Here is an 11,312-nt window from a genome sequence, read left to right on the forward strand (position 1 = left end):
GCCTTGGGTTCTCATTGCCTTTGCCTTGCAAAGCCAACTGCCACCCGACGCTTGCACTGTCGCTCTGCGGGTAACACCGTCGCTGTCATCGCCCCGAAACAAAAAGGGCCTCCCGATGGAGGCCCTTTCTATTTCTTAATCAGCAAAGCTGATCAGGCGATGATTTTGGACACCACGCCCGAACCCACGGTGCGGCCGCCTTCGCGGATGGCGAAGCGAAGACCTTCTTCCATCGCGATCGGGGCGATCAGCTCAACCGTGAATTTCAGGTTGTCGCCCGGCATCACCATCTCCGTGCCTTCCGGCAGAACAACGGTCCCGGTCACGTCCGTCGTACGGAAGTAGAACTGCGGACGGTAGTTCGCGAAGAACGGGGTGTGACGGCCACCTTCTTCCTTGGTCAGAATGTAGACCTCGGATTCGAATTTGGTGTGCGGGTTCACGGAGCCCGGTTTACACAGAACCTGACCACGCTCGACGCCTTCACGGTCCACACCGCGCAGCAGCGCGCCGATGTTGTCGCCGGCTTCACCGCGGTCGAGCAGTTTGCGGAACATTTCAACACCGGTACAGGTGGTTTTCTTGGTGTCGCGGATGCCGACGATTTCGATCTCGTCGCCCACGTTGATCACACCGCGTTCCACACGGCCGGTCACAACAGTCCCACGACCGGAGATCGAGAACACGTCTTCGATCGGCATCAGGAACGGCTGGTCGATCGCACGCTCGGGTTCCGGGATATAGGCGTCGACGGCTTCCATCAGTTCGCGGATCTTGTTCTCGCCGATTTCCGGGTCACGACCTTCGAGAGCGGCCAGAGCGGAGCCCGCGATGATCGGAATATCGTCGCCCGGGAAGTCGTATTCGGACAGAAGTTCGCGAACTTCCATTTCGACCAGCTCCAGGAGTTCTTCGTCGTCGACCTGGTCCACTTTGTTCAGGAACACCACCAGAGCCGGCACGCCGACCTGACGGGCCAGCAGGATGTGCTCACGGGTCTGCGGCATCGGACCGTCAGCCGCGTTCACAACCAGGATACCGCCGTCCATCTGGGCCGCACCGGTGATCATGTTCTTCACGTAGTCGGCGTGGCCGGGGCAGTCGACGTGCGCGTAGTGGCGGTTCGGGGTCTCGTATTCCACGTGGGCCGTGGAGATCGTGATCCCGCGGGCTTTCTCTTCCGGCGCACCGTCGATTTCGTCATAGGCTTTGAAGTCACCGAAGTACTTGGTGATCGCTGCCGTCAGAGTGGTCTTGCCGTGGTCAACGTGGCCGATCGTGCCGATGTTGACGTGCGGTTTGTTACGCTCAAACTTACCTTTAGCCATATCGAGGCGCCTCTTGGTTTGAAGGGCCGGAAATCTGGCCCGAAATTAACATCGCGGGCTAGGTAGTGGCTTCGAACAGGAAAATCAAGCGTCAGTTGCCATTTGCGGCCTCTGTTGCCGCTTCGGGTGCGAGAACTTCGAGCGCGGCCTTGGCTTCCTCCGCATCCGAGCTCTCCGGCGCGATCGGTTCCACCCCGAACCATTGGCCGTTTTCCTGCAACCAACGCTCGACTTTCAGCGCTGCGTTGCGGCTCAGGATCTCAAGTTGCTCCTCTTTCGTGCGCGTGATGCCCGACCCAACCAGCGTCGCCCCGGAGGCGCCTTCAAACACAGTCAGAAGCTTGGGTTTCTCCGTCAGCTTCACCCCTTTCGAATCGTCCCAGATGTTGACGGACAGCACGAGCACGGATTTCGGCGTGAACAAGACCGGAATACCGGGGGCCGCGAGCCCATAGGCGTCCACCTTGATGCCGATGTGATAGAGTTTGTCGCCGTCATACCGGCCGAAACGGGCCTGCATCGCGGATTTCAATTCGGTTTCGATCTCATCTTCACTGGCCGTGCGCGAAAACGGCGCCTTCGTCGCATCCTTGGCGATCACCACGTTATGTCCAAACGCAAAGTCGCCGAGGTTTACCAGGGGTGTCTCTTCCGTCACCTCCTTGGCATCGCTGCAAGCGGTCAGGGCAAGAAGCGTGAGGCCGAGAAATACGCGACGGGCAATGTGAAACACGGGACAGATCCTCCTGATGGTCGGGGGGAATTGGTAACGGCAAAGAGCTCAGGGCGCAACGCTGTTGCTTTTGCGCTTCCGATCTCCCTTGTCATCGCCGCAGATCGCCTGCAAATCACGCCAGGCGAGGGGAGACAGCAACGGCTGCTCCTCGCCTTCGAACTCGGCCGCCGCCGCCTCGGCCCGCGTGACGCGGTCGCCAAGTGCCGGGTGAGAGGCGAGATGGGCAGCAAGGCCTTCGCTATCGCCGTATTTCGCCTTCAGCCGTTCGAACAGCGGCGCAAGTGCGCCCGGCGACACCCCGGCCTTGGGCAAAAGCGCATGGGCATAGGCATCGGCAGCGCTTTCCGCGCCTTGGGAATATTGCGCATTCACAAGCTGATTGACGCCCAGAAGCACCACCGTGCCCCCCGCGAAATCGCCGAACACCAGAGACAGCACCCCAAAGGTGCCGACCGAACGCAACGCATGGCGGGTCGGATCACGATGGGCAACGTGACCCATCTCATGGGCGATCACGGCGGCGACCTCTTCGGGCGCTTCCGCGGCCTCGATCAGCCCGCGCATGACGACGATCCGTCCCCCGGGCAGGGCAAAGGCATTGATCATGTCGTGATCGAGCACCGTGAGCTGCACCGCCTCGCGGTCGAGATCGGAAACCTCAAGCAACCTGGCTTCCATCTCCTCAAGCGCCAGAACGCCCTCTGCCCCGGTGCATTCGTTCAGCGGAAAGACCGTCCCGAAACTGTCGCGCACCTGCTGATAGGTCTTGTCGCCCAGCGCGCGCTCGCCTTCGACCGGCAGACCGGCGGCCAGTTGATCGGCGATCAGCGGAATGAGCGCGAAGACGATGAAGGCGACGGAGGCCATCGCCCCCACGATCAGCCCGATGAGTCGCCCCCTCCCCGTAACCGGGGTCTTGCGTTTGAGATTTGGTGCCTCCGCCTCAAGCGCCGCCCGCAGATGCCCGTCGCGCACATAGAGCCGCGCGGTCGGGGTCATCACATTGCTGTACACCCCCAAGGGCGCCTTGCCCCATGTCAGATCGCCCTGCCCCTCGACATGGCGCAGATGCGACAAGGGCCAGTTCCAGCGCAGCTCTATGCCCGCCTCATCCGTGTAGGAGAGATCGAGCGCGCCATCGCGCAGAAGCGCATAGACCACATGACGCGCCGCCGTCTTGCCATCGACCAGCTCGCATCGCACCCCGTCCGGGATCGGCGCCCAGGGCCCCGCGGCACTCATATCGCCGCCCCCAGATCGAAGGCTTCGGCGATGCCCTCCGCCTGCCCCGCCTCATCGCGGTCGCGCTGACGAATTTGGGCAAGGTGTTCGCCCCCGGTGAGCGACAGGGTGCTGGCGTAATGGCGCCAGGTGGGAAAGACGACGAAACATTGGCGAAAGACGGAAAAGAACAAGAAAGTCACCATATAGAGAAACAATGCGAAAAAGACGGTAATCTCGGCGGAGGGCATGCCCTCCTCACCGATGGAAGTCCCATCGGACACCGCACCCGAGGCGAAGATGCCGAGATGCGAAAGCCCCGGATAGAACGCGACGAGAAGGAGCGAGGCAAGCGCCCCCACGGCAAAGGTCGCCGCCGCAGTCGCGAGGTTGGTGAGAATATAGCCGCCGATGTTGATACCGAGGATGCTCGGAAAGGACAGGTTCGAGATCAGTCCGATGCCCCCCGCCGTCTTGTGATTGGCAAGGTAGCGCAGGGCGACGACCCGGTAGCGAGTATAGAAAAACGCGGCGCCGAGCATGCCGATAAAGATGAACAGCGGCAGCAAGGCGATCACGATGCTTTCGGCATTCGCACTCTCGGCAAACCGCCACGCAATGATTCCGCCCGCCACAGCAGAGCCCCAGACACTGATCAGAACCGGCAGGAAGGGACGCAGCAGTTCGGTCCATTTGCCGCCCTGGTGCAGGCGCTGGTCGCCGAAGAACGTGCGATCCGTGCGGAATTTCTCCAGCTTGAAGGTCATCCGTGGCCACATCAGGCCGAGGCTCACGAGCGCCAGAAGAAGATGCCCCATGGCCACCAGCGCATATCTTCCCGCCGCTGGCTCAAGCGCAAAGCGGATGCCCCGCCAGCGGGTTCGGGCATAGACATAACGCTTGGCCCGGTAGGAGGCGAAATAGACAAGCGGCAGGGCAATCACCGCCGCCACCAGGTAGGCCTCGAAATCCTCGTTGAAGAGCACGTAGGAGGCATAGACCAGCAGAAGCGCCAGCACCCCGATCAACAGCGCAAGAACCACAAGCGCGATGAGAAAACCGGTGAATTTCTCGATCCCCTTGCCGACATATTCCAACGGCGTGCCGTCCGGGCGCACAGCGGCCCAGAAATGCCGCCTGAGCCGGGTCTTCATCCAGAAGCGATAAAAGCCCAGCGTGAACACGGTGAGAATCGCGGTCCAGAGCGAGAGCCTTAAGACCGGCCCCATGCGCCCCTCGAATTCCGTGTTCAACAACTGCGCCATTCAAATCACCTGTCTGGAATCACTGGCCTGAAATCACTGGCCGGGATCTCAGCTAAACTTGTTGTCCCGCGGGAAACCATGCGGCGGTGCCTTGCCGACACCGGCACGTTTGCCGAGCCATTGGGTCATGTCTTTCTCATTGCGGGTATTGCCCCCGCCCATGGTCCAGCTCAGCCCCTGTTCCCAGTCGAAGGTCGTCAGATCGCTCAAACCGCCATCGAGTTCCAGCATGCCCTGCGCGCCGCGTGCCTGATTGTATTTCTGCAACCGCACGCCCTTGCCGCGCCCAAGTTCGGGCACCTCATCGAGCGGGAAGACAAGGAAGCGACGGTTCTGCGAACAGACGGCGACGTGATCGCCCTTGATCCGGTGCACCACCGTAGCCTTCTCGTCGTCCTTGACGTTCAGCACCTGTTTGCCGGTGCGGGTCTGGGCCACAACATCTTTTTCCGCGATCTGGAAGCCATTGCCTGCGTTGGAAGCGACAAGCAATTTGCCTTCCGGATCGTGCTTGAAGATATCGACGATCTCCACCTCGTTGGGCAGGTCGATCATCAACCGCACAGGCTCGCCCATGCCGCGCCCGCCGGGGAGGTTGGCGGCCGACAGCGTATAGAACCGCCCGGTCGAGCCCATCAGGATCAGCTTGTCCGTGGTCTCGGCGTGGAAAATGAACCTCGGCCCGTCGCCATCTTTGAATTTCAGCTCGCGGGTCAGGTCGATGTGACCCGACATGGCCCGGATCCAGCCCATTTGCGACAGCACGACAGTGACCGGCTCGCGCTCGATCATCGCCTCCAAAGGCACATCCTCGATCTCGGCAGCTTCGGCGAATTGCGTCAGACGTGCGCCGCGCGGGCCGTAATCCTTGCCGAATCGTTTCTTGGTCTCTTTCAGCTCGTCAGAAATGCGCACCCATTGCAGCTCTTCCGATCCCAGCAACTCGACCAGCCCAGCCTTCTCTTCCAAAAGCGCATCGCGTTCGCGGATCAGCTCGATCTCTTCGAGACGGCGCAAGGACCGCAGGCGCATGTTGAGGATCGCCTCGGCCTGCACCTCGGTCAGCTCGCCCTGGCCTTCAGGGGCGGGCAGCGGGCTGACGTAATCCTTCTCCGTCATCGCGCGCGGCACGTCGCGGCCCCAGATCTCCGCCATCAAAGCGGCTTTCGGGTCGTCGTCGTAGCGGATGATGTCGATCACGCGGTCCAGATTGAGGAAGGCGATGATAAAGCCTTCGAGCACCTCAAGACGGTGGTCGATCTTTTCCAGACGGTGCTGCGAGCGGCGTTGCAACACGACACGACGGTGATCGAGCCAGGCACGCAGCACCTCTTTGAGCGAACAGACTTTCGGCGTCCGCCCGTCGATCAGCACGTTCATGTTGAGCGAGAATCGCGTCTCCAGATCCGAGTTGCGGAACAGCGTGTTCATCAACACATCCGGATCGACGTTTTTCGACTTCGGCTCAAGGACCACGCGAATGTCCTCGGCGCTCTCATCGCGCACGTCGGCCAGAATCGGCACTTTCTTGGTCTGGATCAGCTCGGCGAGTTTCTCGATCAGCTTCGATTTCTGAACCTGATAGGGAATCTCGGTCACGACGATCTGCCAGACACCGCGACCCAGATCCTCGACCTCCCATTTCGCGCGCAGGCGGAACGAACCGCGCCCCGTGGCATAGGTTTTCGCCATGCTTTCACGCGGCTCGACAATGATGCCACCCGTCGGGAAATCCGGGCCTTTGACGTAGTTCAAAAGGGTCTCGTCACGCACATCCGGCGTCTTGATCATATGCAGCGAGGCGTCGATCAGTTCGACGATGTTATGCGGCGGAATGTTCGTCGCCATGCCGACCGCGATGCCCGACGAGCCATTGGCCAGAAGATTCGGGAAGGCGGCGGGCAACACCTCAGGCTCGCGCAGCGTGCCGTCGTAGTTGTCGCGATAATCGACGGCATCTTCGTTCAAGCCTTCGAGCAACGCCTCGGCGGCAATGGTCATCCGCGCCTCGGTGTAGCGGGACGCCGCCGGGTTATCGCCGTCGATGTTGCCAAAGTTCCCCTGACCGTCGACCAGCGGATAGCGGACGTTGAAATCCTGCGCCAGACGCGCCATCGCATCGTAAATCGCGGCGTCGCCATGCGGGTGATAGTTGCCCATCACGTCGCCGGAGATTTTCGCGGATTTGCGGAATCCCCCGGTGGCGGACAGCCGCAACTCGCGCATCGCGTAAAGGATACGCCGATGCACGGGCTTCAAACCGTCGCGCGCATCGGGCAGCGCCCGGTGCATGATCGTCGAGAGCGCATATTGCAAATAGCGCTCGCCGATCGCACGGCGCAAAGGTTCGAAGCTCTCGCCTTGCGGCGCGTCTTCGTGTTCGGGGTCTTGGGTCAAATCACTGCTCATGGGAACGATGAATAGCCGCCCGCCCCGGACCGGGCAAGCGCATCTGATCCCCTCCCGACCGCGGCACCCAAGTTAGGTGGAAGAACGCGGAACTTTTCCCCATGTCAGGCGTTAACACCTGAGATACAGTAAGAGGAACAAGCTGGGGGGCTTGGATATGCTGCGTTTGAGTTTGATCACATTGTGCGGTCTGTGGGCCGCCCTCATAGTTTTCGGTCGAGATTTGTCCCCGTCGGAACAGGCCGCTTATGACGCACATCAGACGGCGAAAGAGCCTCTCATGGCGCAGATCTCCGACACATTCACCGCAGCCTTCGGCAGTTCGCCCGCGCGTCAGGGCGAGTATGTCCCGACCCTGGCCGAACTCAAAGCCGCGACGCCAGAGCCGAACGCCACTCAGCCGCTTGTCCATCAGGCCCGCCTGACGGGCGATGAGATTTCCGGCCTGACGGCACAGCCCGCCACTTACATGCCGCAAATCGCCACCACCACGGTCACCCACCCGGAAAAGATGGCCGCCGTGCTGACCGCCTCCACCGAACCGGACATGCTGCTCCAACAGGTCACCGCGAGCCGCGTCAACGTGCGCTCCGGCCCCTCGACCATGAATGAGGTTCTGGGCCAGGTGGTGCGTGCGGACATCGTGCGCGTGATTTCTCCGGTCGAAAACGGCTGGGTCAAAATCTCTGTCGAGGGCGACGGGGTCGAAGGGTACATGTCCGCGAAATTCCTCGCCGACCTGCCTCACTGAAATATCAGGCGAAAGACGTTTCCCTCAACGTCTTTCATAAGATAAGCCTTTCCCGGATCTCCCGGGAAAGGCTTTTTCATGCGCACCATTCTGATCACCGGCTGCTCCAGCGGCATCGGCCATCATGCGGCCCATCACCTGAAATCCCTGGGCTGGCGGGTGTTCGCCACCTGCCGATCCGAAGAAGATGTGACCCGCCTGAGCGCCGAGGGGCTTGAGAGCCTGCGGCTCGATTACGAAGACTCGGCTTCAATTGAGGCGGCCTGGACGGAGATCATGACGCGCACCGGTGGCACGCTCGATGCGCTCTTCAACAACGGCGCCTATGCAATCCCCGCGCTGATTGAGGACCTGCCCGTCGCGGCGCTGCGTCAGCATTTCGAGGCCAATCTCTTTGGCTGGCACGACCTCACGCAGCGCGCCGTGCGCGTGATGCGCGAACAGGGACACGGGCGAATCGTGCAATGTTCCTCCGTGCTGGGCTTCATGACGACGAAATTCCGTGGCTCCTATTCGGCAACGAAACATGCGCTCGAGGCGTTGACCACCGCGCTGCGACTTGAGATGCGCGGCACCGATGTGCATGTCTCGCTCATCCAGCCCGGTCCGATCCGCACCGATTTCCGGCTCAATTCGCGCAAGCAGTTCGACCGCTGGATTGACTGGCGCAACAGCCCGCAATCTGCCCGTTACACCAAACTCACGACGCGTCTCTATGCTGAAACGACGAAACCCGACGCCTTCGAACTCGGTCCCGAAGCGGTCACGGCGAAGCTCCTGCGCGCACTTGAAGATCGCAATCCGAAGGCGCGCTACCCGGTGACCAAAGTCACCGTGTTCACCGCGCTCGCCCTGCGCGTCCTGCCCGCCCGGCTCAGCGAATGGATCATGGCGAAAGGCTAGGCTCCGGCCGGCAAACGCGCTATCTCTGATACAGACGTTCCGCAATTCGGTACGGCAAACGACACGGAACTCAGCGAGGAGGAGCCGCTCATGTCCGACACTTTTCTCACCGTCATCTTCGCGGCCTGTCTCGTCGTCGTGCTGATTCTCGCCTTTGGCATCGCCCAGTTCGGACGCGGCGGAGTCGAGGGGGCGAAACGCTCCAACAAACTCATGCAGGCCCGTATCCTCGCGCAATTGGGCGCGGTGATCCTCGTGGTGATCTACGTGGCCCTGCGCAAATCTGGAAACTGACATGGTTGTTCTGAACAAGATTTACACCCGCACCGGCGACAAGGGCGACACCTCTCTGGGCGATATGTCCCGCGCCCCGAAACATGCGACCCGCGTGTCCTCTTACGGCACGGTCGACGAAACCAATTCGATCCTCGGCCTTGCCCGGCTCCATGCAGAAGGCGAGACCGACGCGGCCCTGTCCCGCATTCAAAACGACCTGTTCGATCTGGGGGCCGATCTGGCACGCCCGAACATGGCCGCCGATTCCGAGGCCGGCTACCCGGTCCTGCGGATCATCGACGCACAGGTCGACCGGCTGGAAACCGAGATTGACGCCATGACCGCCGTGCTCGAACCGCTCAAGAGCTTTATCCTGCCGGGCGGCTCCCCGCTGTCGGCGCATCTGCACCATGCCCGCACCGTGGCGCGGCGCGCCGAGCGGATCGCAACCGAACTGGCTGCGGAGGAAAACGGCGACGTGAATCCGGCGGCGATCAAATATCTCAACAGGCTCTCCGACTGGCTGTTCTGTGCCGCACGGATGGCGAATGACGATGGCCGGGCGGATGTGCTTTGGGTGCCGGGGGCAAACCGGTAAGCCATTTCACCCAAATGACGCTGCGACACAAAATGTCCCGAACGTGACGTTCGGGATGCGTCTTTTTGCCGTTGGGGGCTATTTTCTGCGCAAGCAAACGGCTAACAACAGGGCCGGAGAGCTTTTGGGCGCCCTGAGGGGCAGACAGCTATAGGGAGTTTACGCATGAAGGTATTGGTACCTGTTAAACGCGTGATCGACTACAACGTGAAGGTCAAGGTTAAGACCGACGGCACGGGTGTCGATCTTGCGAACGTGAAGATGTCGATGAACCCGTTCGACGAGATCGCGGTCGAAGAGGCCATTCGTCTCAAGGAGGCCGGCGTGGCTTCCGAGGTGGTCGTGGTGTCGATCGGCGAGAAGAAATCCGTGGATACGATCCGCAACGCGCTCGCCATGGGCGCGGATCGCGGCATTCTGGTCGAAGAGGATCAGGGCGTCGAGATCGAGCCGCTGGCGGTGGCAAAGATCCTCGCCAAGATCGTCGCGGAGGAGGCGCCCGAACTGGTGATCCTCGGCAAGCAGGCGATCGACAACGACATGAACGCCACCGGTCAGATGCTCGCGGCGCTTCTCGGCTGGGGGCAGGCGACCTTTGCCTCCGAGGTGCTGATCTCCGAGGGCAAGGCGGTGGTGACCCGCGAGGTGGACGGCGGGTTGCAGACGATTTCCGTCACTCTTCCGGCCATCGTGACGACCGACCTGCGTCTCAACGAGCCGCGCTATGCCTCTTTGCCAAACATCATGAAGGCGAAGAAGAAGCCGCTCGACGAGAAGACCGCCGCCGATTACGGCGTCGACACCACGCCGCGCCTGACGGTCGTGAAAACCGAAGAACCCGCGGCGCGCGAAGCCGGGATCAAGGTCGGCTCGGTCGATGAACTCATTGCGAAACTCAAAGAGGGAGGTCTCGTCTGATGGCTGTTCTCTGTCTTGCGGATGTGGCGGGCGGCGCGGTCGCGCTCGACGCCACCGCGAAAGCCGTCTCGGCTTCGGCGAAACTGGGCGATGTGACGCTTCTCGTGTGCGGTGCGCCGGGCTACGAGGCCGCGAAGATCGACGGCGTGGCCAAGGTTCTGGTCGCCGATGACGCGGCCTATGCCCACGGGCTGGCGGAAAACCTTGCCGATCTGATCGTGTCTCTGGCGGGTGGCTACAGCCACATCACCGCCGCCGCGACGACGACGGGCAAGAACGTCCTGCCGCGGGTTGCGGCGCTTCTGGATGTGATGGTTCTGACCGATGTGACCTCCGTGGTGGATGCGGATACGTTCCAGCGCCCGGTCTATGCCGGCAACGCGATTCAGACGGTACGCTCGAAAGATGAAAAGAAGGTTATCACCTTCCGCACTTCGACCTTCGAGGCGGCGGGCAGCGGCGGTTCCGCGGCGGTCGAGGCGGCCTCGGGCGCGGGGGACACCGGCCTGTCGGCCTTTGTCGAGGACAAGGTGGCGGAAAGCGACCGCCCGGAACTGACCAGCGCGAAGATCGTCGTCTCGGGCGGGCGCGGTGTCGGTTCGGAAGAGAGCTTTGCGATCATCGAGGCGCTCGCCGACAAGCTCGGCGCGGCCGTGGGCGCGTCGCGTGCGGCGGTCGACAGCGGGTTTGCGCCGAACGACTGGCAGGTCGGCCAGACCGGCAAGGTGGTGGCGCCTGAGCTTTACATCGCCTGCGGCATCTCGGGTGCGATCCAGCACCTCGCGGGGATGAAGGATTCGAAGGTGATCGTCGCGATCAACAAGGACGAAGAAGCCCCGATCTTCCAGGTCGCAGACTTCGGCCTCGTCGCTGATCTCTTCGACGCCGTGCCAGAAATGACCGAGAA

General features: G+C 61.7%; 11 protein-coding genes. 6 read left to right on the forward strand and 5 right to left on the reverse strand.

Annotated features, from left to right (window positions below):
* Window positions 1-152: 152 nt before the first annotated feature.
* The 5 genes from tuf to NH195_RS11965 all read right to left on the reverse strand — a co-directional run bounded on the left by tuf (window position 153) and on the right by NH195_RS11965 (window position 6,959).
* Entirely contained in the window at window positions 153-1,328 is a 1,176-nt protein-coding gene (gene tuf, locus NH195_RS11945) for an elongation factor Tu (protein WP_066707018.1), read from the reverse strand.
* 91 nt (window positions 1,329-1,419) lie between these two features.
* Entirely contained in the window at window positions 1,420-2,061 is a 642-nt protein-coding gene (locus tag NH195_RS11950; protein ID WP_155846168.1) for a hypothetical protein, read from the reverse strand.
* Window positions 2,062-2,109: 48 nt separating this feature from the next.
* Window positions 2,110-3,306 carry a M48 family metallopeptidase gene (locus tag NH195_RS11955; RefSeq protein ID WP_066707250.1) on the reverse strand — a complete coding sequence of 399 codons (1,197 nt, stop codon included), beginning with the start codon at window positions 3,304-3,306 and terminating at the stop codon, window positions 2,110-2,112.
* Complete coding sequence (locus tag NH195_RS11960) at window positions 3,303-4,550, reverse strand: DUF898 family protein (protein ID WP_066707252.1); 1,248 nt, start codon at window positions 4,548-4,550, stop codon at window positions 3,303-3,305. Before NH195_RS11960 ends, NH195_RS11955 begins: the two co-directional genes overlap by 4 nt.
* Before the next feature lie 48 nt (window positions 4,551-4,598).
* Entirely contained in the window at window positions 4,599-6,959 is a 2,361-nt protein-coding gene (locus tag NH195_RS11965; protein ID WP_066707255.1) for a DNA topoisomerase IV subunit A, read from the reverse strand.
* 280 nt (window positions 6,960-7,239) lie between these two features.
* Between NH195_RS11965 and NH195_RS11970 the strand changes: the two genes are divergently transcribed.
* The 6 genes from NH195_RS11970 to NH195_RS11995 form a co-directional block, all read left to right on the forward strand.
* Window positions 7,240-7,710: an SH3 domain-containing protein gene (locus tag NH195_RS11970; RefSeq protein WP_066707259.1), complete on the forward strand. Its 471-nt coding sequence runs from the start codon at window positions 7,240-7,242 to the stop codon at window positions 7,708-7,710.
* A 78-nt stretch (window positions 7,711-7,788) separates the two neighbouring features.
* Window positions 7,789-8,613: an SDR family NAD(P)-dependent oxidoreductase gene (locus NH195_RS11975; RefSeq protein ID WP_066707262.1), complete on the forward strand. Its 825-nt coding sequence runs from the start codon at window positions 7,789-7,791 to the stop codon at window positions 8,611-8,613.
* Window positions 8,614-8,703: 90 nt separating this feature from the next.
* The gene (locus NH195_RS11980) at window positions 8,704-8,907 is read left to right on the forward strand and encodes a twin transmembrane helix small protein (protein WP_066707267.1); all 204 of its coding nucleotides are present in this window, start codon (window positions 8,704-8,706) and stop codon (window positions 8,905-8,907) included.
* 1 nt (window position 8,908) lies between these two features.
* Entirely contained in the window at window positions 8,909-9,487 is a 579-nt protein-coding gene (locus NH195_RS11985) for a cob(I)yrinic acid a,c-diamide adenosyltransferase (RefSeq protein ID WP_066707270.1), read from the forward strand.
* 165 nt (window positions 9,488-9,652) lie between these two features.
* A complete protein-coding gene (locus tag NH195_RS11990; protein ID WP_066704797.1) occupies window positions 9,653-10,405 on the forward strand; it encodes an electron transfer flavoprotein subunit beta/FixA family protein in 753 nt (250 codons plus the stop codon).
* Window positions 10,405-11,312 (forward strand): electron transfer flavoprotein subunit alpha/FixB family protein (locus tag NH195_RS11995; RefSeq protein ID WP_066706769.1); only part of this gene is annotated, 908 nt, incomplete at its 3' end. The genes NH195_RS11990 and NH195_RS11995, both read left to right, overlap by 1 nt.

The organism is Celeribacter ethanolicus, assembly GCF_001550095.1.
Lineage (GTDB): Bacteria > Pseudomonadota > Alphaproteobacteria > Rhodobacterales > Rhodobacteraceae > Celeribacter > Celeribacter ethanolicus.